The sequence below is a fragment of the Duganella hordei genome, assembly GCF_040369125.1.
Taxonomy (GTDB): Bacteria; Pseudomonadota; Gammaproteobacteria; order Burkholderiales; family Burkholderiaceae_D; genus Rugamonas; species Rugamonas hordei.
Genome location: NZ_BPWI01000001.1, coordinates 957082 through 977508, shown reverse-complemented (window position 1 = coordinate 977508; position 20427 = coordinate 957082). Strand labels below are relative to the sequence as shown.

At 67.7% G+C, this 20427-nt stretch carries 23 protein-coding genes and 1 pseudogene; all 24 read left to right on the top strand.

What is annotated here, in order from left to right; translation table 11 throughout:
- Positions 1-621, top strand: a pseudogene (locus tag ABWW33_RS04115) (FHA domain-containing protein); the annotation flags it as partial.
- Positions 615-1988, top strand: coding sequence for a FliI/YscN family ATPase (locus ABWW33_RS04110; protein WP_353399180.1), 1374 nt, complete (start codon positions 615-617; stop codon positions 1986-1988). The pseudogene ABWW33_RS04115 and the gene ABWW33_RS04110, both read left to right, overlap by 7 nt.
- Positions 1988-2488 carry a hypothetical protein gene (locus ABWW33_RS04105; RefSeq protein ID WP_176650712.1) on the top strand — a complete coding sequence of 167 codons (501 nt, stop codon included), beginning with the start codon at positions 1988-1990 and terminating at the stop codon, positions 2486-2488. Before ABWW33_RS04110 ends, ABWW33_RS04105 begins: the two co-directional genes overlap by 1 nt.
- Before the next feature lies 1 nt (position 2489).
- Entirely contained in the window at positions 2490-3092 is a 603-nt protein-coding gene (locus ABWW33_RS04100) for a hypothetical protein (protein WP_353399177.1), read from the top strand.
- A gap of 53 nt (positions 3093-3145) precedes the next feature.
- Complete coding sequence (gene sctQ / locus ABWW33_RS04095; RefSeq protein ID WP_353399174.1) at positions 3146-4264, top strand: type III secretion system cytoplasmic ring protein SctQ; 1119 nt, start codon at positions 3146-3148, stop codon at positions 4262-4264.
- Positions 4258-4917 carry a type III secretion system export apparatus subunit SctR gene (sctR, locus tag ABWW33_RS04090; protein WP_176650715.1) on the top strand — a complete coding sequence of 220 codons (660 nt, stop codon included), beginning with the start codon at positions 4258-4260 and terminating at the stop codon, positions 4915-4917. The genes sctQ and sctR overlap by 7 nt, the downstream gene beginning before the upstream one ends.
- Positions 4918-4947: 30 nt before the next feature.
- Complete coding sequence (gene sctS, locus ABWW33_RS04085; protein ID WP_176650716.1) at positions 4948-5211, top strand: type III secretion system export apparatus subunit SctS; 264 nt, start codon at positions 4948-4950, stop codon at positions 5209-5211.
- Between the two features lie 27 nt (positions 5212-5238).
- Positions 5239-6030, top strand: coding sequence for an EscT/YscT/HrcT family type III secretion system export apparatus protein (locus tag ABWW33_RS04080; RefSeq protein ID WP_176650717.1), 792 nt, complete (start codon positions 5239-5241; stop codon positions 6028-6030).
- The gene (gene sctU / locus ABWW33_RS04075) at positions 6027-7145 is read left to right on the top strand and encodes a type III secretion system export apparatus subunit SctU (RefSeq protein ID WP_353399169.1); all 1119 of its coding nucleotides are present in this window, start codon (positions 6027-6029) and stop codon (positions 7143-7145) included. The genes ABWW33_RS04080 and sctU overlap by 4 nt, the downstream gene beginning before the upstream one ends.
- Positions 7142-7657, top strand: coding sequence for a hypothetical protein (locus tag ABWW33_RS04070; RefSeq protein ID WP_353399166.1), 516 nt, complete (start codon positions 7142-7144; stop codon positions 7655-7657). Before sctU ends, ABWW33_RS04070 begins: the two co-directional genes overlap by 4 nt.
- A 66-nt stretch (positions 7658-7723) precedes the next feature.
- A complete protein-coding gene (locus ABWW33_RS04065) occupies positions 7724-8128 on the top strand; it encodes an EscF/YscF/HrpA family type III secretion system needle major subunit (RefSeq protein WP_353399163.1) in 405 nt (134 codons plus the stop codon).
- A gap of 17 nt (positions 8129-8145) precedes the next feature.
- Positions 8146-8997 carry a type III secretion system inner membrane ring lipoprotein SctJ gene (gene sctJ, locus ABWW33_RS04060; protein ID WP_176650721.1) on the top strand — a complete coding sequence of 284 codons (852 nt, stop codon included), beginning with the start codon at positions 8146-8148 and terminating at the stop codon, positions 8995-8997.
- Complete coding sequence (locus ABWW33_RS04055) at positions 8994-9560, top strand: hypothetical protein (protein ID WP_353399160.1); 567 nt, start codon at positions 8994-8996, stop codon at positions 9558-9560. Before sctJ ends, ABWW33_RS04055 begins: the two co-directional genes overlap by 4 nt.
- Positions 9561-9572: 12 nt before the next feature.
- Entirely contained in the window at positions 9573-10181 is a 609-nt protein-coding gene (locus ABWW33_RS04050; RefSeq protein WP_176650723.1) for a FliH/SctL family protein, read from the top strand.
- 95 nt (positions 10182-10276) lie between these two features.
- A complete protein-coding gene (locus ABWW33_RS04045) occupies positions 10277-10510 on the top strand; it encodes a hypothetical protein (RefSeq protein ID WP_176650724.1) in 234 nt (77 codons plus the stop codon).
- Positions 10511-10513: 3 nt separating this feature from the next.
- Positions 10514-10924 carry a hypothetical protein gene (locus ABWW33_RS04040; protein ID WP_176650725.1) on the top strand — a complete coding sequence of 137 codons (411 nt, stop codon included), beginning with the start codon at positions 10514-10516 and terminating at the stop codon, positions 10922-10924.
- Positions 10921-12846, top strand: a complete 1926-nt coding sequence (gene sctC / locus ABWW33_RS04035; protein WP_353399155.1) for a type III secretion system outer membrane ring subunit SctC — start codon at positions 10921-10923, stop codon at positions 12844-12846. The genes ABWW33_RS04040 and sctC overlap by 4 nt, the downstream gene beginning before the upstream one ends.
- A 200-nt stretch (positions 12847-13046) precedes the next feature.
- Entirely contained in the window at positions 13047-13646 is a 600-nt protein-coding gene (locus tag ABWW33_RS04030; protein WP_353399152.1) for a toxin co-regulated pilus biosynthesis Q family protein, read from the top strand.
- A gap of 17 nt (positions 13647-13663) precedes the next feature.
- Positions 13664-15373: a PilN family type IVB pilus formation outer membrane protein gene (gene pilN, locus ABWW33_RS04025; RefSeq protein WP_353399149.1), complete on the top strand. Its 1710-nt coding sequence runs from the start codon at positions 13664-13666 to the stop codon at positions 15371-15373.
- Positions 15374-15388: 15 nt separating this feature from the next.
- Positions 15389-16654 (top strand): type 4b pilus protein PilO2, encoded by a 1266-nt coding sequence (pilO2, locus tag ABWW33_RS04020; RefSeq protein ID WP_353399146.1) that lies wholly within the window; start codon positions 15389-15391, stop codon positions 16652-16654.
- Complete coding sequence (gene pilP, locus ABWW33_RS04015; protein WP_353399143.1) at positions 16644-17147, top strand: type IV pilus biogenesis protein PilP; 504 nt, start codon at positions 16644-16646, stop codon at positions 17145-17147. Before pilO2 ends, pilP begins: the two co-directional genes overlap by 11 nt.
- Positions 17144-18763 carry a GspE/PulE family protein gene (locus ABWW33_RS04010; RefSeq protein WP_353399141.1) on the top strand — a complete coding sequence of 540 codons (1620 nt, stop codon included), beginning with the start codon at positions 17144-17146 and terminating at the stop codon, positions 18761-18763. Before pilP ends, ABWW33_RS04010 begins: the two co-directional genes overlap by 4 nt.
- A complete protein-coding gene (locus ABWW33_RS04005; protein ID WP_353399138.1) occupies positions 18753-19829 on the top strand; it encodes a type II secretion system F family protein in 1077 nt (358 codons plus the stop codon). Before ABWW33_RS04010 ends, ABWW33_RS04005 begins: the two co-directional genes overlap by 11 nt.
- A 34-nt stretch (positions 19830-19863) precedes the next feature.
- Positions 19864-20415, top strand: coding sequence for a type 4 pilus major pilin (locus ABWW33_RS04000; protein ID WP_353399136.1), 552 nt, complete (start codon positions 19864-19866; stop codon positions 20413-20415).
- Positions 20416-20427: the final 12 nt, after the last annotated feature.

Sequence of the window (20427 nt, the reverse complement as noted above, 5' to 3'; positions counted from 1 at the left end):
GGCGAGGGCGCAGCCGCCGCGCAGGCCGCCGCCGTGCCGCCGCCCCGGGCCGCGCGCCGCAGCCGCCTCGTGCTGCTGGCGCCGGTGGCGTTGGCGGCGGTGGTGTCGGCCGCCTATGCGATCACCAACCGTCATCCCGGCCAGCCCGATCCCATGGCGCGCATCGCCGCCGTGAACGCCGGAGCCGAGGCCATGCCGGCCTCGCTGCAGGACGGCGCCAAACCGGCCCAGCCCCTGTCGCAGGAGCAGTTGCGCAGCGCGCTGCGCAAGCGCCTGACCGAAGTGGATCTGCTCAACCGCTTCGACCTGCAACTGGCCGACGGCCACTGGATCATGCGCGCCGTGCTTGACGACGACGATGCCGAGCGCTTCCGGCGCATGCTGACCGCGTTCGTCAAGCAGCACGACATCCGCTTCCCGGTCGACGTCAAGGTCGGCGGCGCCGAGGCGATGCTGCCTTTCCGCATACAGCAAGTTATTACCGGCAACAACGCCAGCATCGTCACCGACGACGGCAAGCGCCTGTATGTGGGCGACGAATACCGCGGCGTGCGGCTGGCGGCCATCGGCGGCAACCAGCTCAGCTTTACCGGCAAACACCACCTTGAAGTCACATGGTGACGGCCGCCTTCGGCACCATGGTGGACCAGCGGCTCGAGCATCTGGCCGCGCGGCTGCAGCCGTGGCGCGACGGGCTGCCCGCCAAGCCCGGCTTCATCAGCCACGGCAAGGTCTCGCAGGTGCTGGGCACCCTGATTGAAGCGCACATGCCGCCGGTGCGGATCGGCGAATTGTGCGACCTGGTCAACCCCGACCTGCCGGGCCAGCCGATGCTGGCCGAGGTGATAGGCTTCACCGAGAAATCGGCCATCCTCTCTGCCCTCAGTCCGCTGGAAGGCGTGTCCAACCGCACCCGCATCGTGCCGTTGCGGCGCGCCCATACGATCGAGGTGGGCGACCACCTGTTCGGCTGCGTGCTGGACGGTTTCGGTCGATGGATGTTCCGCGCCCCGGCGGCGGTGGACAATGTCGCGACCTGGCGCGCCATGGCGCCGGTGATACGCGACGCGCCCAAGGCCACCGACCGGCCGCGCATCGCCACGCCGCTGGCCACCGGCGTGCGCGCCATCGACGGCCTGCTGACCATGGGCGTGGGCCAGCGCATCGGCGTGTTCGCCGGCCCCGGCTGCGGCAAGACCACGCTGATGGCGGCGATCGCGCGCGGCTGCCAGGCCGAAGCCATCGTGTTCGGCCTGATCGGCGAACGCGGGCGGGAACTCAATGAATTCCTCGAGCACGAGCTGGACGCCGAGCTGATACGCAAGACCGTGGTGGTGTGCGCCACCTCGGACCGCACCTCGATGGAGCGCTCGCGCGCCGCCTTCACCGCCACCGCGATTGCCGAAGGCTTCCGCGACCGCGGCAAGAAGGTGCTGCTGCTGGTCGATTCGCTGACCCGCTTTGCCCGCGCCCAGCGCGAGATCGGCCTGGCGGCCGGCGAGCCGCCGGCGCGCGGCGGATTCACGCCGTCGGTCTACACCATGCTGCCGCGCCTGATCGAGCGGGCCGGCGCCACGCCGCAAGGCTCGATCACCGCCATGTACACGGTGCTGGTGGACGGCGAATCGTCGTCCGACCCGATCGGCGACGAGGCCAAGTCCCTGCTGGACGGCCACATCCTGCTCACGCGCAAGCTGGCCGAGCAGGGCCATTATCCCGCCATCGATGTGCTCGCCAGTATCAGCCGCGTGATGAGCAACGTCACCACGCGCGAGCACCGCAAGTCGGCCTCCAGGTTCCGCGAGCTGATGTCGCGTTACCAGGAGATGGAGCTGCTGATACGGCTGGGCGAATACAAGTCCGGCAGCGATCCGGTGGCCGACCAGGCCGTGCGGCTGCGGCCGGAACAACTGGCCTTCCTGCGCCAGGACACCAGCAGCAGCGACGACTACGACCAGACGCTGGCGACCATGATGGAGCTGCAGTAATGAGCGCCGCCCAGCAAGCCGGCATTGGCCCCAAACGCAGCAAGCGCGAACCGGTCGACGTGGCCGAGCGCAAGCCGGAGGACAAGCGGCTGGACCAGCTGCTGCATATGCGCAAGCAACGGCTGGGACGCTTCGAACGCGAACGCAACGAGGCGCGTGAGCGCTGGCGCGGGAGCCGCGCGGCGTTGCGGAAGATAAAGCAACGCTGGCAGCAGGCCCTGCACCAAGCCAAACAGCAATGGATGGAGGCGCGCCAGCAGTTCCTGTCCATGGTCATTACCAGCGGCGAATTCCGCCGGGCCAAGGCGGCCTATGAACGCATGAAAAAGGAGGCGGCCCAGTTGTATCTGGATTGCCGCGAACAGTTGCAGCGCAGCCGGCGGGCCGGCGGAGAGTTTTTCACGGCCTGCCGGCGGATGCTGGAGGCCAGCCGCCAGCAGGAAAAGCTGACCGTGATGCGTGACGAGATCCGCGCCCTGGCGCGCGCCGGGGAGGATTGAGATGGCCGTACTACCGCTAGGCGCGGCGTTGCCGGATCCTCCGGAACCCGCGCCCGCACCCCGTCCGCGCCCGCCATCCTTGCCGCCCAGGCCGGCCTCGCCGCCGGTTGCTACGGCGCAGGGCATCGCTGCACGGCCCGCCACCGCGCCCGCGACGCGCCCAGTCGCCCAGCGGGGTACGACCGGCGCAGCCACGTCCGGAACGCCGGCACGGCAGGATGCGTCCCAGCAGCAGCCGACCGGGTCAGCGATCAGCGTCGCCATCCCGCCCGGGCTTGACGGCGGTGGCGGTGGGCGCGGCGACGGTCATGACGACGGCCAGCAGACCGGCCTGGCGCCGCCGGCCGCATCCGGCGGCGATCAATTCGACAGCGACATGCTGCTGGACCTGCTGCCGACGGACGGCGACAGCGGCATCTTCGAGATCCTGCTGCCTAACGGCGACAAACTGGGCGTGATGGCCGACGTCAGCCGCAACTCGGCTTCGTTCCTGTTGTCGGCCGGCGGGGACAAACTGCGCGACTGGTTGCGGCGCAAACAAATGGAACTGCAAACAGGCTTGATGCGACGTATGAGCAGACCGGTCAGGCTCGCCGTGTTGTAGTTGGGCACGGATGCCGCTGCCCCCGATGAACGCCGCAGAGGAACCAAGCATCCATGTCCGACACCGTTTTTCCCGTGCCCGGTATTTGCCGCGATCCCGGCGATGCGCCGGCGCGCTCCCTGCTGCAAGGGGCGCCGCGCCTGCGTGCCGACGACGCGCTGCTCAGCCGCAAGCTGGGGCTGGGCCTGCATAGCCCGCTAGAACAGGGCGCCAGCCTGACGCTGCGGCCCGGCGGCGTCAGCAACGGCTACGCCGGCGGCCAGTCCGTGCCGCTGTGGCTGTCCGGTCCTGCCGGGCCGTTGGAAGTCGACGACGGCGCCCGCCTGTTGCGCGTGCTGACCGGCATCGACCTGGAATCGGTCGAGATGGAGGCCGGCCGCTATCCCGACTGGCTGGTGGCCGCCGTACTTGGCCGCCTGCAGAACACGCCGCTGCGCGCCATGCAAGACATCGCGCCGGCATCCGCCTTCACCGCGCCGCCGCACGCCATGCGCCTGCGGGTCAGCCACGAACACCATGTATTCGACCTGCCGCTGCGCGCGGCCGGCGCCACCTGGCTGGAGCTGTTGAACCAGCCGGACTGGACGCCGCTGCGCTCTCCGCTTGCCGCCTGCCTCGACTGGCCGGCCACGGCAACCGTGGTGCTGGCGAGCCACCGGCTGCCGCTGGCGGCGCTGCGCCGCATCGAAGCCGGCGACATCATCCTGCCCGCGCAGGCGGCATTTGCCATTGACGGCGGCGGCATGCTGCGCCTGGCCGGCCAGGCTTGGCGGGTGTGCTACCGCGCGCCCGGCAGCTTACAACTCATCGCCAAGGAGGAAAGATTGGAATTCGAACAGACGTACGAGGCCGGCGACGGCGACGACCAGCAGGTGCTTGACCCGGCGCCCGGCGACGGACCCGAGGATTGGCAGGAAACCACGCCGCAGGAGGGCGCCGGCGAGGCCGTGCTGGACCAGGTGTCCGTGACGCTGGTGTTCGAGCTTGGCAGGGTCAGCCTGCCGCTGGGGCAAGTCCGCACGCTGGGGCCGCAGACGGTGCTCACGCTGGACGGCGGCAATCCGGCAGCGATCGGCATCGTCTGCGGTGGCCGCAGTGTCGGCAGCGGCGAGGTGGTCGATGTCGACGGCGTGCTGGGCATCCGCATCACGCAGTGGGGCGGGGCATGCTGAACGGACAATATGATGTCGTCTCGTTCTCGGTGCTGCTGGCCATGCTGGCGCTGGTGCCGCTGTTCGTGGTGACGACCACGTCGTTCCTGAAGATCTCGCTGGTGTTGCTGGTGCTGCGCAGCGCCATGGGCGTGCAGCAGGTGCCGCCGACGCTGGCCATCTACGGCATCTCGCTGGCGCTGAGCGTGTTCGTGATGGCGCCGACGGTGCAGGAGATCGGCAAGACCGCCCTCAGCCTGGAGACCAATACCGCCAGTTCGCGCAGCATGCCGCTGCTGGCCAAGGCACAGGAATCGTTCGAGCCCTTGCGCAAGTTCATGCTGAAGGTTAGCCATGCCGACCAGCGCGAGCTGTTCCTGGCGTCGGCCAGAAAGCTGTGGCCGAAGGAGGCAGCGCGCGACGCCAAGCCCAGCGACGCGCTGATCCTGATTCCGGCCTTTGTGGTGTCGGAGCTGCAGACCGGATATGAGATCGGCTTCCTGATCTATATCCCGTTCGTCGTGATCGACCTGCTGATCTCCAACCTGCTGATGGCGCTGGGCATGCAGCAGGTCAGCCCGCAAACCATCACGACGCCGCTCAAGCTGCTGCTGTTCACCGTGGTCGGCGGCTGGGGCAAGCTGCTCAACGCGCTTGCGATGTCGTATTTATAAACCCCTATTTATAAACCGGAGCAACAGACCATGGGTGATACGCTCAACTTCTTCCAGCAGGGACTGTGGATGGCCATCATGCTGTCGGCGCCGCCGCTGATCATCGCCACGTTGTGCGGCGTCGCCGTGTCGCTGGTGCAGGCGGTGACCCAGATCCAGGACCAGACCCTGCCATATGTGGTCAAGCTGGTGGCGGTCGCCGTCACCCTGGCCGGCATGGGGCGCTGGATCGGCGTCGAACTGATACAACTGACCGAACTGGCCATGCGCATGGTGCCCGATGTCGGCCGCTGAGGCCCCGGTCCGCTCGGGAGCGGCGTGATGCCGGCTTCGCTGTTGCTGGACATGCAGGCGCTGCTGGTGACCCTGGCGCTGATTACGCCCAGGGTGCTGGTGTGCCTGTCGATCCTGCCCGGCTTCGGCCTCAACGTGCTGACCGGCATGGCCCGGAACACGGCGGCAATGGCTATCGCGCTGCCGGCAGCCTTGCCTACGTTTTATTTTGTGCAGCACAACGGCCCGGACTTCCTGTTGTCGGGCATGTTGGCGTTCAAGGAAGCGATCATTGGGCTGATGTTCGGCGTCATGATGTCGATCCCGCTGTGGGTGGCGCAGTCGATCGGCTCGATCTTCGACACCCAGCGTTCGCCGATCCAGATCCAGGCCAACAACGCCAGCGTCGACCGCGACGCCAGCGCCATCGGCGGCATGCTGATCCAGGCCGTGGTGCTGGTGATGGTGCTGGCCGGCCTGTTCTCGGCGCTGGCGCGCATCCTGATCGAAAGCTATGCCGTGTGGCCGGCGTACACGCTGCTGCCACCGTTCGAACCGGGGCATTTCGACGTGCTGATCAAGCGCTTCGGCGAGCTGCTGTGGTACACCGTGGTGTATGGCGCGCCGGTGATCATCCCGCTGATATTGATCGAGTTCGGCTTCGCCATCGTCGGCGTGTTCGCCTCCAATCTGCAGGTATCGTTTGCCTCGGCGCCGATCAAGGGCCTGGTGGGCCTGTTGCTGATGCTGGCCTACTGGCCGACCTTTTCGCACTATGTGACCGGCGATTTCTCCCATCTGCTCGACCTGGCCGCCAGCCTGATGCAGGTGCCCAAGTGAGCGACGACAAGACCGAAGAACCCACACAGAAGAAGATCGACGACGCCGAGGAGAAAGGCCAGGTCGCGGTCAGCCGCGACCTGGCCCGGCTGGCCACGCTGGTGGTAGTGGCCGAGATGGCCTTCGCCACCCAGTCGCTGTGGCGCGACGCCATTTTCAACATGATGAATTCAGCCATCCTCGGCATCGGCCACAACTTCCGGCTGGAGATGGGGCAGATCGCCACCACCGCCGGCTTGTTTCTGCTGGTGATTTTCTGCTGCTTCTTTGTCGTTTGCATCGTGGTCGGCGTGGCCGCCCATTGGGGGCAGTTCGGCATCCTGATCTCCACCGAGTCGATCGTTCCCAAGTTCGACAAGCTCAACCCGGTCAACGGCGTCACCCAGTTGTTCTCGAAAAAAAAGCTGATCGAGCTGCTGGTCACCGTGGGCAAGGCGTCGCTGATCGGCTGGATCGTCTACAACCTGATCCGCAGCCACCTGCCGGAAATGATCGCGCTGTCCGGCGGCGAACCGGAAGATGTGTTCCACACCTTTGTTGAATTGCTGCGCTCGATTTTTCATGTGATTGTCGTGGTCTGCCTGTGCCTGGGCATGATCGACTTCGCGGTCCAGAAGTATTTCCACAAAAAGGACTTGATGATGGACAAGGAAGAGATCAAGCGCGAACACAAGGAATCCGAGGGCGACCCGATGATCAAGGGCAAGCGCAAGCAGCTGGCGCGGCAGTGGGCCAACGAGAGCCCGGCCGCCAAGACCGAGAGCGCCAATGCGGTGGTGGTCAATCCGACCCACTTCGCCGTGGCCATGTACTACGACGCGGAACAGGTGATGGTGCCGCAGGTGCTGGCCAAGGGCAAGGACGAGGTGGCGCAGGCCATCATCCAGCGCGCCCGCGAATGCGGCATTCCGGTGATCCGCCATGTGTGGCTGGCGCGCACGCTGTACGCTACATGCCGGGACGATACGCCGGTGCCGACATCGAGCTACGAGGCGGTGGCCCAGGTGTATGCCGTGGTCCACGAGTTGATGGCGAGCGGGCAGGCCGGGCTGGAGGTGGAGCTGGAATCGCTCGGCGAGCCGCCCAGCGGCATGGCGCCGCCAGGCGGCCGATGAAGAGCGCCGACATCGACGCCGTCGCGGCGCGTGAGCAGGCCGTCGCCGACGGTGCCCGGCGCGTGCGGATCCGGTTGCAGGCCGCGGCCGAGGCCGACCGGCGCCAGCGGGCCGCGGCCAGGACGCAGGAGGAGGGCGGCAGCCTCGACTGCGCGGTGGCGCCGGAACTGGCGATCGGCGCCGCCGCGCCCCCGGTGCCGGACTTCATCGGCGCCGCCGGCGCCATCGCCAATGCCGGCTTCGGCGACTGGCTGCACGACGATGCCGGCGAACCCGTCGACCACACCATCGCCGGCGTCGGCGACCGCGCGCACCAGATGGCGCTGAAGGTAAGCCACGTGGTGGTGGCGCCGCGCCAGGCGCCGGTGGGACGGCCGCAGCCGCTGCCCCGCCTGCGGCCGTCGTCGCGCGCCGATTGCCAGCGCCGCTGCGGCACGGCGGGCTTCTGCGATCCGTCGTCGGACCTGGGCTGTGGCGGCGAATACTGCGCCAGCCGCTACGAGCCGTTGTGAGGGAACCCTCGGCGCCGCCGGCGCCACTTAACTACTGCGGATCAACTCAATCCTGGAGCCGAACACATGAATCCAACGACCCAAGCGGCAACCCTCCCGGCGGCCTCGATGCCGGGCGCGCAGCAAAAGAATTCCCTGTCGCTCGACATACAACCCGCCGACGCGGCCGACAGCGCGCAGTTCCGCGCCCGGCTGGAACACCACATGCAGGCCGGCGCGCGCAAGACCGGCGCCGACAATGCCTCGCTGGGCAATGTCATCGCCAGCCGCGCCACCAATCTGGCTGGCCAGCTCAAGCAGGACCAGATGTATGTGTCCAAACTGCTGGAGCAATCGACCCGCACCGGCGATTCGATGCAGCTGATGAAAGCCATGATGGCGCTCAACGACTACCAGTTGCGCGTGCAGACCGTTTCCAAGACCGTGTCGAAGGCCGCGTCGTCGGTCGACTCCCTGACCAAACTGCAGTAAGCACCTTCGGGCCGCCCATGGATATCCTGAACCCACACCGGTTATCGCGCTGCCTGCGCCTGGCCTGCATGCTGGCCTTGCCGGTCATGCTGGCCGCCTGCACCAAGATGGTCACGCTGCAGGCCGGCCTGAGCGACGCCGACGCCAACGACATCATCCTGGTACTCAACCGCAAGGGTATCGAGATCGAAAAGCAGAAAACCAAGGAGGGCGTGACGCTGATCACCAAGGACGGCGACCTGTCGCGCGCCACCGAGGCCATGAATGCCGCCGGCCTGCCGCGCCGCAGCCTGTCCAACCTGGGCGAGGTGTTCAAGAAGCAGGGCATGATTTCTACCCCGATGGAAGAGCGCATCCGCTACATCCATGGCTTGTCCGAGGAGCTGGAATCGACGCTGCAGCAATTCGACCGGGTGGTGTCGGCACGCGTGCACGTGGTGCTGCCGGAACGCATCGCGCCGGGCGAGCCGATACAACCGTCGTCGGCGGCGGTGTTTGTCAAATACCGGCCGCCGCTGGACGAGGACGCGGTGCTGCCGCGCATGCGCAAGCTGGTGGCCTCCAGCATTCCCGGCCTCGGCGGCGACGACGGGCGCGGCAAGGTGTCGGTGGTGCTGATGCCGGGCGAGCCGCCGCCGGTCGGCATTCAATGGACGATGCTGGGGCCGTTCGTGGTGGCGCAGGATTCGGTCGGCTGGCTAACCTTCACCCTGGCGGTGCTGGGCGCGATGGCGTCGGCCGGGCTGGGCTACCTGCTGTTCCGCTACGCCATGCGCAGTCCCAGGGTGGCCGCGCTGGTGATGCGGCTGGCCATGCGCTGGGCCAGCCGCAAGGCGGTGCCGGCGCCTGCGCCGGAAGCGCAGCCGTGAGCGCGCTGTCCGCAACCTTCCTGGATTGGTGGTTCGCGCCGTGGCGCCTGGGCGGCGGCGATCCGGTCCTGGCCGGTGTCGACGCGCCGCCGGCGCGGCGCGACGCCTACCGCGCCTGGTGCCGGCAGGCCGGCGTGCCGCCGGATTTGCCGGCTGCCGGCAATCCCGGCTGGCAAGCCGCCGCGCTGGAGGATGGCGCCGCGCTGCGCCGCTGTTGCGCGCTGTATGGCGGCCTGTTCGCCGCCCGCGAACAGGATCACGCCGTGCTGCGCTCGCTCCTCGCCGGCGATCGCCGCTGGTGCCTGAGCGTGGCGATGACGCAGCCCCTGCAAGGCGGAGCCGTCCATGCCGGCGGCGACGCCGGGCAGCGCGGCATGCTGGAACTGGCATGCCGCCTGGACGCACAATTCCCCGGCATGTGGCCGCGCCTGCGGCGCCTGCTGCACGACGTTCCCGCCGCGCCATCCCCTACGTTGTCCGGCGCTGCCGCATCGGCGGCGGCACTGTCGCGCGCGCAGCGGTGCTGGAGCCTTTGCCTGGCGCGCGCACAAGCCCCTACCTAGGAAAGAATGTCGATGAACGATTTTTGTGTCGAACGTATCAGCGTGCCGGCGATACTGCGTGCCGAGCACGGCGTATTGCGGCCACAGGCGCTGCGCGTCAGCGCGGACGCCGGCCAGGCCGCGGCCCGTCTGCTCGACCAGGCGCGCGAGCAGGCCGGCCTGATCCTGGCTGAGGCCCGGCAGGAAGCCGGCCAGGCCGTGCAACAGCAGCGCCAGGACGTGGTGCGCCAGGCAACGCAGCTGCTGGATGGGCTGCGCCAGGCGCAGCAGGACATGCTGGCGCGCATGGAACACGTGGTGGTGGAGCTGGCCCAGGAAGTCTACGACCGTTTGCTGCTGGAGCTGACGCCGCGCGAGCGCATCGCCGCCATGTTCCGGCGCGTCCAGCAGGAGGCGCCGGGAAAACTGGTGGAACCGGTGGTATGGCTGCATCCCGACGACCTGGCGCTGGCGCCGGACAGCGTCTGGGAGCGCAAGGCCGATGCGCGGTTGACGGCCGGAACCTGCCGGCTGGAGGCCGCCAGCGGCGAATGGCGGGCCGAGTTCCAGCTCGCCAGCGGGGAATTGCGGGCGGCCATCGCCCAGGTCGGGCCACCGCCCGCCGATGCCGGCGAAAAATAAAACTGGGGCATGGCGAACTAATTCTCTTCCTCCCGCCACTCATTGGAGCGTCAAGGTCCAGCGCCACGTTCCACCGCCATCGAGGAGAGAAAACCATGTCAGAGCATAGCAGCCCGGTCTTGCAAAACCTGCGCCACCTGAATCAGAAGTTCGAGGGGATAGGCCAGCAGATCAACGACTTCAGCCGCCAGCAGGCCGACGGCGAAACGCCCGACCCGGCCCGCTTCATGGATCTGCTGCAAAAGCAGTCCGTTACCCACACTGCCATGATGGCGCAGTTCAACCTGCTGCAAAAGCCGCTGAAAACCGTGCTCAACGAGAGCAAATAGGCCATGCAGAGCCAACAAATCGAGCAATGGCTGGACGCCTTGCCGCTGGACGAGCCGGTCGACGTGGACGGCGAAACAGTCTTGCTGGCGTTGCAGCCCGGCGGCGCCATACTGGGCGCGCACCTGTCCCGCGCCGCCACCGGGGTGCAACTGGCCGATGCGATGCGCACCGGTTTCCAGAGCGCGCTGGAATTCGAGGCCGGCCTCTCGCTCGGCGACGACGGCTCGCTGATGCTGACCCAGTGGCTGCCCGGGGCGGAATCCTGGCGTGACGCCGGCGACGCGCTGGAAGGCCTGCTGAACCAGGTCGCGATGTGGCGCGCGGCGATGGCGCCCGCCGCTTCCACCCCCGCGGCCGAAACTCGGCGCGACGCCGACCGCATCCGCCAACTGTTTTCCGGAGAAACACGATGAGCCGTCAAGCCTGTGTCAGGACCTTGGCCATCGCCGGCCTGCTGCTGTTGCAGTTGTTCTGGTGCGCCGCGCCGCGGGCCGCCACGCCGGCTTCGTGGAAGGACAGCGGATTTTCCATCAACGCCGGCGCCATGACCCTGCGCAGCGTGTTCGAGGAATTCAGCCGCGCGTACGGCGTGCGCCTGTCGATGGAGATCGATGGCGACCGCGTGGTCAAGGGCGGCCGGATCAAGGCCGACAACGGCGTCGAATTCCTGAACCGCCTTGGTGGCATCCATCGCTTCCGCTGGTTCGTCTACAACGACACGCTGTATGTCACCCCGGCCGGTGCCAGCACGTCGCTGCGCATCGAGGTCGGCGAGGACGCGGTGCAGGACGCCAAATCGGCGCTGATCGGCCTCGGCCTGTTTGACGACCGTTTCGGCTGGGGCGAGCTGCCGGACGAGGGCGTGGTGATCGTCAGCGGCCCGCGCAGCTATGTCGAACTGGCCCGCGACACCCTGCTGCCCAAGGAAAAGAAGACGCCGCGCAAAGGCCGCCAGATCATGATGTTCCGCCTTAAATATGCCAGCGCGACGGACCGCACCATCAATTCGCGCGGCAAGAGCGAGACCATCCCCGGCGTCAAGACCATCCTCGGCAACTTGCTGTTCGGCCCGCACAGCGCCGAGAAGGTGACCGATCCCAAGCGCCGTTTCGACGCCGACAGCAGCAAGCGTTCGCGCTTGCCGAAGCTGGGCAAGGGCGAGGCCGCCGAGAGCGGCGGCGAGGGCCTGGCGCCATTGTTCACGGCACCCGACAGCGCCGGCAAGAACCGCGTCATGGCCGAGGACGGCGGCGCACAGTCTTCGCGCAGCCAGCAACAACAGCCGCGCGAGGAGGAGGCGCCGCCGCGCATCGAGGCCGATTCGACGCTGAACGCCATCATGATCTACGACAACATCAACAAGAAGGAAATGTACGCGGCGCTGATCGCCGAGCTGGACGTGCAGCCGCAGCAGATCGAGATCGAGGCGATGATCGTCGACATCGACCGCTCCAAGCTGGCCGACATGGGCGTGGAATGGGGCGTGCGGGCCGGGGTCGTCAACGGCGTGTTCAACAGCACCACCCAGTCTTCGCAGGGCACCAGCCTGCCGCTGCCGGGCGCCACGCTGCTGATCAGCGACGCCGGCCGCTTCTATGCGCGGCTGAAGGCGATGCAGTCGACCGGCGAGGCGCGCGTGCTGGCCACGCCGACCATCCTGACGCTGGACAATGTGCCGGCGGTGCTGGACCTGAGCCGCAGCGCCTACGTGTCGCTGGTGGGCGAGAGGGTGGCCGACCTGGCCGACGTCACCGCCGGCACCATGCTGCGCGTGATTCCCCGCATCATCCATGACGGCGGGCAGACGCGCGTGCGGCTCGAAGTCGACATCGAGGACGGCACCCTGGACAGTCCCGACAGCGTGTCCGGCGCGGACGGCAAGGCCGGCAGCGTCTCCGCCGCCGTCACCCGTTCGACCATCAGCACCCAGGCCATCATCGACGCGCAGCAGACCCTGATGATAGGCGGCTACCACGCCGAATCGCTGAAGCGCGACAAGCAGAAGGTGCCGCTGCTGGGCGACCTGCCGCTGCTGGGAGGATTGTTCCGCAGCGAGACCCAGTCCGACAGCACCAAGGAACGCCTGTTCCTGATCACGCCGCGCATCTCCGGCAGCGACGGCATTGAGCACAAGACCATGTCGGGCCGGCCCGTGGCGGCGGCAGTCAAGGAGAAGCCGGTCACCGTGCTGGAGAAGAGCGAGGCCGTCGAGGCGGCGCCGCTGTTGTCGACGGCGCCGTCGACGGTGCAGGACTCGGTGGTGATCGGCAGCGGCCTGCGTCTGCCGCCACGCAAGTTCAAGTGCACGCCGGCGCGCCGCGTCGGCATGTTGTAAGCGGCACGGCGCGCACGGTCATATTTTTTGAGAATGTGTCGCGCCAACTTCGTTACCATCAGTCAAGTCATCAGGTCTGCGGTGCGGCGGCGACGCCGGCACCGCCAGGAAGCGGCGTGCCTGTGGGCGGCGCCGGTTGATTCTCAATGTACGGCAGGGAAGGGAAGGTCATGTATTTCTCACGTATGTCAACAAGATCCATGCACGCAGGCGTCGGCAGGCTGACGGCCTCGCTGCTGCTGACGGTGGCGGCCGCTCATGGCGCCACTGCGATGGCCGCCGACGCCGCGCCGGCGCTGAATTATTCGCTGGGCGGCAGCTTCGCTTCCGGCCTGTTCGCCGCCGGCATCGGGCAGCAGGACGAGTGCGACGAGCCGGCGCCGCTCGACGAGGGCCTGGCCAACGCGCTGGCGGACAACCGCGACATGTTGCTGGCCAGCCTGGACACGGACAAGGCCGTCCGCAAGCCGGCACGCGCCGCAGCCAGGGCTGTCGAGCGCGCCGCTGCGCCGGCGGAACCGGTGGTGCCGGCGCCGCCGGCCGCGCCCGTGTGGGAAATCATGGTCTCCGACAAGACGCTGAACGCCGCGCTGCAGCGCTGGGCCGCCGCCGCCGGCTGGCAGCTGTTGTGGGAGCTGCCGGTCGATTACGCGGTCGAGGCCAGGACCACGGTCCCGGGCAATTTCGACGAGGCGGTCAATACCGTGGTCAAGAGCATGGAGTCGGCGGAGATACCGATGAAGGCAGTGTTCTACCAAGGTAACAAGGTGCTGCGCATCATGGTGAAAGGGAGCGAATAATGGCCTGGAAATTATCAATGCTGGCACCGACGGTCCTGCTCGTCGCCGGTTGCAGCGGCATGGCCGGCAAGCTGGACAGCGAGATCGGCACGGCCGACGAGAAGGCGCACAGCCTGGTGGCCGAAGTGGGCCGCACGGCGCCCGGCGCGGTGTTGCCGGCGGTGCCGCTGGTGACGCACGAGCAGGGCATCTGGCTGGGCAAGAATGTCATCAAGCTGGGCCAGCCGGCCTTGCCGCCGGTGTTCTATGCGCCGACCACCTTCGACCGCACGATCAGCTCGCTGAGCGAATTGGCCGAGCGCATCACGCTGCGCTCCGGCGTGCCGAGCAAGGTGACGCCGGACGCGATCGCCGTGGCCGCCAGCGCCTTCCGTTCGCGGGTCAACCTGCCCGCTGGCGGTAACGGCGGCATGCCGCCGTTGCCGGCCGGCCTGCCGGGCGACAACGCCGCGCCGCCGGCGCTGCCGCGTCCACCCACTTCCGGCCAGGCTTCGTTTGCCGACGTGCCGCACGGCGTGCGCATCACCTATGGCGACGGTCCGTTGAAAGGCCTGCTCGACACCTCGGCGGCGCGCTTTGGCGTGTCGTGGAAATTCGTCGACGGCACCATCCAGTTCTTCCATACCGAAGCGCGTAATTTCCAGATCAGCGCCATTCCCGGCGATTCAACCTTTACCGCCACCGTCGCCAGCGGATCGAGCTCGTCCGGCGGCGTGTCGGGCGGCAGCGGCGGTGGCGGTGGTAGCGGTGGGGGTGGCAGCGGCGGCAGCGGCGGCAGCGGCGGCGGCTCCGGCAGCGCGGTCTCGGCCAACAATTCGCAAAACATCGGCGTGGCCTCGAAACTGTCGGTCTACAGCGGCATGGAAAGCGCGATCAAGGTGATGCTGTCGCCTTACGGCAAGGTGCTGGCGTCGCCGGCCACCGGCGCCATCACCGTGGTCGACACGCCGGACACGCTGGACCGCGTCGCCGCCTACATCGAGGGCGAGAACAAGGCGCTGTCGCGGCAGATCGCCATCAACGTCACGGTGCTGTCGGTCAGCCTGTCCGATTCCGACGAGTACGGCATCAACTGGAACGCGGTGTACAACACGCTGAACCGCAAATTCCAGATCAACAATACCTTCACGCCGAGCACCGGCGCGGTCGGCTTCACCGCCAGCATCCTGGGATCGTCGCGCTTTTCCGGCACCACGGCGATGATCAACGCGCTGTCGGAACAGGGCAAGGTACGGCGCCAGACCACCGCCTCGGTGGTCACGCTGAACAACCAGCCGGTGCCGGTGCAGGTGGCGCGCCAGACCACCTACCTGGCGTCGTCGCAGACTTCGATCGTGGCGCAGGTCGGCACCACCACCACGCTGGTGCCGGGCGTGGTCACGGCCGGCTTCAACATGAGCATCCTGCCGCACGTGCTGACCAACGGTACCGTGATGCTGCAGTTCTCCACCGATATCTCGACCCTGCGCACCATCCGCGTGATCGAAAGCAACGGCACCAAGATCGAGTCGCCCGAACTGGACACCCGCAACTTCCTGCAGCGGGTGTCGATGAAGTCCAACGAGACGCTGATCATCAGCGGCTTCGAGCAGACAGACGACAACCTCGACTACCGCGGCGTGGGCAGCGCCAAGAATCCGCTGCTGGGCGGCGGCGCCAACGCCAAGAAGACCAAGGAGGTGATCGTGGTGCTGATCACGCCGGTGTCGATGGCGATCTCTTCCTGATCGGCGGAGACGGCCATGGCGCTCTACATCACGCAAATCGGCAAGCACAAGTTCGTTTGCGGCCTGTTCTGGCAGTCGCTGTCGCGGCCGCGCGAGCTGGCCAGGGAAGCGGCCGACCTGGGCCGCAAGATCGAAGCGGACCTGATGGTCATCCGCACCGACCATTCCACCACCCAGGCCGGCTTCGGCCACAGCAAGGAGGGCGCGCGCCGCGGCATGTATTCGCTGGCCACGGTGGTGTCCAAGACGCTGGCCCTGGAGGGCGCGTTCTACGATGGCGAGCAGCAGCAGGTGCACAACTGGCTGGGCGCCTTCGCCTTGCCGGACGGGCAGTGGGTGTACTTCGCGGTGCGCGACGCCAATTTCCTGCCCAATGGCGATTTCGCCGGCAGCCGGGAGGAAGTGCTCGAGCGCCTGCACAGCGACTACGCGCTGGGCGGCTGGAACGTGGTGATCGGCGATGCGGGACTGGCCAGCCACGGCTTTCACAATTTCAATCCGCGCGACATCGACAGCTTCATCCCGAAGAGAAAAGACGGCAGCGCCCGCATCCACCGCTGGTGGGCCTTGCGCCAGATCGACGGCGCGCGCACCTGGCTGCCGATGGCGGCCGCCGCCGGCGTGGCGCTGGCGGTGGCGCTGGGCGGCGTGGCCGGCTGGCGCTACTACCAGCACAAGAAGCAGGCCGAGGCGGACGAGCTGGCGTTTCAGGCCGCCCGCGCCAACCTGCTGCGCGCCAACTCGGCGGTCTCGCATCCGTGGTCGCACCAGGCGCCGCCGCGGGTGCTGGTGGCGGCCTGCCAGCGCCAGTTCACCCATCCGACCGCCGGCGGCTGGCGGCTCGACTCCTATGGCTGCACCGCCGGCGAGGCGCGCTATGCCTGGAGCCGCGCCGATTCGACCGTGGCCATGCTGCGCGAGCAGATTCCGGCCGTGGTGGTGGACATCGGCGGCGACAAGGCCACCTTCGCCAGCGCCCTGAACGGCCAGGCCGGCAGCGACGACGGGCTGCTGGAGCAGCGCCAGCTGATCGAGCCGTTGCTGACGCGCTTCCAGGCCATGGGGCTGCCGTTCCGCGTGACGCAGGTCGACGCCAGGCCGGCGCAGGCCGGCGAAGCCGTGGCGCCGCCGGCGTGGAAATCCTTTTCATTTGCGTTGAATTCCCACGGCGTCGAGCCGATGGAAATTGCGACGATACTCAACCGCCCCGGCGTGCGGGTGGACAAGATGGTCTACCGCGCGTCCGAATGGCTCATCGAGGGAACGATCTATGCCAAATAAATTCGCCATTCCGTTGCTCGCAGTGCTGGCCCTGCAGGGGCAGGCAGTCCGCGCCCAGAGCACCTCCGAGAGCCTGACCCGCATCGAGGCCGAGACCCTGGTGCTGAAGGCGCGCGAGCGCCAGCTCGATGTCCAGGCCAGCATCGTGGCCAAGCAGAACGACATCGCCAGCCGCCAGAACCAGGCCGCCATCGTGACCCAGCCGGCCGCGGTGGACGATCCCGTGGTGCGCGGCATCGAGGGCATCGGCAGCAAGCTCTTCGCCACGCTGCAGATGGGCGACGGCAGCATCGTCGACGTGCAGCCGGGCGACGTGCTGGGCAACGGCATGACCATCGTCTCCATCGGCCCGCGCGAGGTGGTGGCGCGCGCCAGGAACAAGCGCAGGGTGCGGCTCGGCACCTATGGCCAGCAGCCGGTCGGCTTCAACCCCAACTATCCTGGAACGGGCCTGTCGCTGCCGGCGCCCCAGCTGCGCGGAGCGGCAAGATGACGCTGCGCCCGGTCAGGCACAACGGCCAGCCGGCGCCGCGGACCGTCGTCGACGATATCCGCGATCTCGACGGGGTGGCCATCCTCAGCAACGCGGGCAACTACGAGGCCAGCGCCGAGGAAAAGAAATTGTTGTGCCTGCTGGCGGACGGCCGCCTGCTGGTGGCGGCCGGGCAGCAGCTCAATTCGCACGTGCTGTCCTACCAGGGGCGGCTGGAGCGGATGGGGTGCGCCTACACCGCGCTGTACACCAATATCGAGGTGATACGGCGCGTCAACCAGAACCTGCTGCCGGGCGGCGACCGCCACCAGGAGCATTCGATGATGCAGGTCACGGCCAAGGACCTGCTGACCAAGGCCTGCCGCGCCAGGGCGTCGGACATCCACTTGCGCGTGAAAAAAAATTGCACAGAGATTTATTTCCGCATCCATAACGACCTGGTGCCGGTCGGCGGCCAGACCCGCGAATACGGCGAGCGCCTGCTGGCGACGCTGTACGGCGCGATGACGTCGGTGTCGGACAGCTCGTACAAGCCGACCGAACGCCAGGACGCCAGCATCGCCGACCGCGACAAGCTGCCGCCCGATCTGTACGGCGTGCGCATCGCCACCGTGCCCACCAGCGACGGCAGCGTGATGGTGCTGCGCCTGCTGTACAACGACGCCGGCGACAATATCGACCTGCGCCCGCTGGGCTTCAGCGACGCCCACGCGGACATGCTGCAGCGGCTCAAGGAGCAGCCGGTCGGCATGAACATCATCAGCGGCCCGACCGGCTCCGGCAAGTCGACCACCTTGCAGCGCGTGCTGTCGGGCGAGCTGATCGAGGCCGGCGGCAAGGTGCACGTGCTGACCATCGAGGATCCGGTCGAATATCCGATCGAGGGCGCGGTGCAGACCGCCGTCACCAACGCCCACAACGAGGAGGAGCGCTCGCGCCTGTTCGCGGCCGCCATTTCCAACGCCATGCGGCTCGATCCGGACACCATCATGATCGGCGAGGTGCGCGACCGCGCGTCGGCGCAGAACGCCTTGCGCGCCTCGATGACCGGCCACCAGGTGTGGACCACGGTGCACGCCAACAGCGCGCTGGCCATCGTCGACCGCCTGCTCGACCTGGGCCTGCCGCTCAGCCTGATCGCCGACCACACGGTGATCACCGGCCTGATCAGCCAGCGCCTGGTGAAGACGCTGTGCCCGCACTGCAAGCTGCCGCTGGCGGCGCACCAGGACCGGCTGACGCCGGCGGCGCTGCTGCGCATCCGCCAGCGGGTGGCGGCGGACCTGGAGAACGTCCACATCGCCGGCCCGGGCTGCGAGCGTTGCGGCGGGCACGGCACCACCGGCCGCTCGGTGGTGGCCGAGATCATCATCCCCGACGACCAGTTTTTCAAGTATGTGCGACAGGGCGAGAAAATGGAGGCGATCAACTACTGGCTGAAGGAGCTGGGCGGACGCACCATGCTCGACCACGCGATCGAGAAGGTGGCGGCCGGGCTGATCGACCCGCGCATGGCGGAACATGTGGTCGGCCACTTCACGCTGGGCATCACGCGCCAGCCGCCGCAGTCGCCGCAGCTGCAGTTGCAACTGGTGGAGGGCGGCCATGCGCATTGACGTCAACCGCTGGTGGGCCAGGACCCAGTTCAACGATTCCGCGCGGCTGCGCCTGTACCGCAAGATGGCCAAAATGCTGTCCAACGGCCTGCCGCTGCTGAAAATCCTGGAGGAGCTGCGCGACCGCGCCTCGCAGCAGGGGCGGCGTCCCAACGATCCGCTGGCGATGGTGCTGGACGACTGCCGCCGCATGGTGCAGAACGGCCGCCTGCTGTCGGACGGGCTGGACTGGTGGGTGCCGAAGACCGAGCAGATGATACTGATGGCCGGCGAGCAGGCCGGCCGGCTCGAGCCGACCTTGCTGTCGGTGGTGACCGTGGTCCAGGCCAACAAGAAAATCAATGGAGCCATCCTGGGCGGCATCGCCTATCCGCTGTCGATCCTGTTCCTGGTGAGCGTGTATGTGTACCTGTTCGGCACGCGGGTGATCCCGGAGTTCAGCCGCATCGTCGATCCGGCCGGCTGGCACGGCGCGGCGCGCTCGCTGTACCTGATGTCGGTGTGGGTGCAGCACTGGATGCTGCAGGCGGTGGGGGGCGTGGCGCTGCTGCTGGTGCTGCTGTTTGTCTCGCTGCCACGCTGGCGCGGCACGCTGCGGGTGCATGTCGACCGGCTGCCGCCGTACTCGATCTACCGCCTGACGGCGGGCAGCGGCTTCCTGATGGCGTTCGCGGCCCTGCAGGCGGCCGGCGTGACGGTGGAAAAGTCGCTGGCGCGGCTGTCGGCCATGGCGCAGCCCTGGCTGCGCGAGCGCCTGGACGGGGCTTTGCTGGGGGTGCGTTCCGGCCTCAACTGCGGCGAGGCGCTGCGCAATGCGGGATATGGATTTCCGTCGCCGGAGGTGATCGACGACCTCTGCGTGTACGCGAAATACAAGGGATTCGCCGAAGCCTTGCAGCTGATGGCGGATGAGTGGCTGGAGCAGGGCGTGGAAGTGATTACGCTCCGGATGAGGGTGCTGAACGGCGTGGCGATCGTCGTGCTGGCCCTGGTGATCGGCTGGCTGGTCACGGGCTTCTTTGGCATCCAGCAGGAAATCGCGGCGCTGACGCATGGCGTCCATTGAACTTTGACATCAAGCTTAATTGAGGAAATGCATCATGGCGAATCAAGACAACCTGAATCAAACAACACTGCGCGGCGCCGGCCGTCCCGCGCGTCAACGCGGCGCCTCGCTGCTGGAGGCGCTGGCCTACCTGGGCATCGCGGCGGTGGTGGTGCTGGGCGCGGTGTCGCTGCTGACGTCCGCCTTCGGCAGCGCCAAGTCGAACCAGAGCTCCGAGGAAGTGGTGGCGCTGCGCACCGCCGTGCACAAGCTGTACCTGGGGCAGACCTACCCGGCCGCCGACCTGCTGCCGACGCTGCTGAAGGCCAACGCCGTGCCGGCCACCTTGACCAGGGGCGCCGCCAACGCGGTGACGAACAGCTGGGCGGGCGCGGTCACGGTGACCGGCAACACCAGCACCTTCACGGTGACCTACAACGGCGTGCCGCAGGACGTCTGCGTGGGCATGGTCAGCGGCGCCAACGGCTGGACCCAGATCGACCAGGGCGGCGCCAACATCATCAACACCTTCCCGGCCACGGCCGCCGCTGCGGCCGCCGTGTGCGCCAATGCGGCAGCCAACAGCGTGACCTTCACCGGCACCTGAGCAAACGACCTC

Bases quoted from the DNA above. Each gene is read 5' to 3' on its own strand.
- ABWW33_RS04110 (WP_353399180.1), top strand. From the start codon at position 615: ATGGTGACGGCCGCCTTCGGCACCATGGTGGACCAGCGGCTCGAGCAT.
- ABWW33_RS04105 (WP_176650712.1), top strand. From the start codon at position 1,988: ATGAGCGCCGCCCAGCAAGCCGGCATTGGCCCCAAACGCAGCAAGCGC.
- ABWW33_RS04100 (WP_353399177.1), top strand. From the start codon at position 2,490: ATGGCCGTACTACCGCTAGGCGCGGCGTTGCCGGATCCTCCGGAACCC.
- sctQ (WP_353399174.1), top strand. From the start codon at position 3,146: ATGTCCGACACCGTTTTTCCCGTGCCCGGTATTTGCCGCGATCCCGGC.
- sctR (WP_176650715.1), top strand. From the start codon at position 4,258: ATGCTGAACGGACAATATGATGTCGTCTCGTTCTCGGTGCTGCTGGCC.
- sctS (WP_176650716.1), top strand. From the start codon at position 4,948: ATGGGTGATACGCTCAACTTCTTCCAGCAGGGACTGTGGATGGCCATC.
- ABWW33_RS04080 (WP_176650717.1), top strand. From the start codon at position 5,239: ATGCCGGCTTCGCTGTTGCTGGACATGCAGGCGCTGCTGGTGACCCTG.
- ABWW33_RS04070 (WP_353399166.1), top strand. From the start codon at position 7,142: ATGAAGAGCGCCGACATCGACGCCGTCGCGGCGCGTGAGCAGGCCGTC.
- ABWW33_RS04065 (WP_353399163.1), top strand. From the start codon at position 7,724: ATGAATCCAACGACCCAAGCGGCAACCCTCCCGGCGGCCTCGATGCCG.
- sctJ (WP_176650721.1), top strand. From the start codon at position 8,146: ATGGATATCCTGAACCCACACCGGTTATCGCGCTGCCTGCGCCTGGCC.
- ABWW33_RS04050 (WP_176650723.1), top strand. From the start codon at position 9,573: ATGAACGATTTTTGTGTCGAACGTATCAGCGTGCCGGCGATACTGCGT.
- ABWW33_RS04045 (WP_176650724.1), top strand. From the start codon at position 10,277: ATGTCAGAGCATAGCAGCCCGGTCTTGCAAAACCTGCGCCACCTGAAT.
- ABWW33_RS04040 (WP_176650725.1), top strand. From the start codon at position 10,514: ATGCAGAGCCAACAAATCGAGCAATGGCTGGACGCCTTGCCGCTGGAC.
- sctC (WP_353399155.1), top strand. From the start codon at position 10,921: ATGAGCCGTCAAGCCTGTGTCAGGACCTTGGCCATCGCCGGCCTGCTG.
- ABWW33_RS04030 (WP_353399152.1), top strand. From the start codon at position 13,047: ATGCACGCAGGCGTCGGCAGGCTGACGGCCTCGCTGCTGCTGACGGTG.
- pilN (WP_353399149.1), top strand. From the start codon at position 13,664: ATGCTGGCACCGACGGTCCTGCTCGTCGCCGGTTGCAGCGGCATGGCC.
- pilO2 (WP_353399146.1), top strand. From the start codon at position 15,389: ATGGCGCTCTACATCACGCAAATCGGCAAGCACAAGTTCGTTTGCGGC.
- pilP (WP_353399143.1), top strand. From the start codon at position 16,644: ATGCCAAATAAATTCGCCATTCCGTTGCTCGCAGTGCTGGCCCTGCAG.
- ABWW33_RS04010 (WP_353399141.1), top strand. From the start codon at position 17,144: ATGACGCTGCGCCCGGTCAGGCACAACGGCCAGCCGGCGCCGCGGACC.
- ABWW33_RS04005 (WP_353399138.1), top strand. From the start codon at position 18,753: ATGCGCATTGACGTCAACCGCTGGTGGGCCAGGACCCAGTTCAACGAT.
- ABWW33_RS04000 (WP_353399136.1), top strand. From the start codon at position 19,864: ATGGCGAATCAAGACAACCTGAATCAAACAACACTGCGCGGCGCCGGC.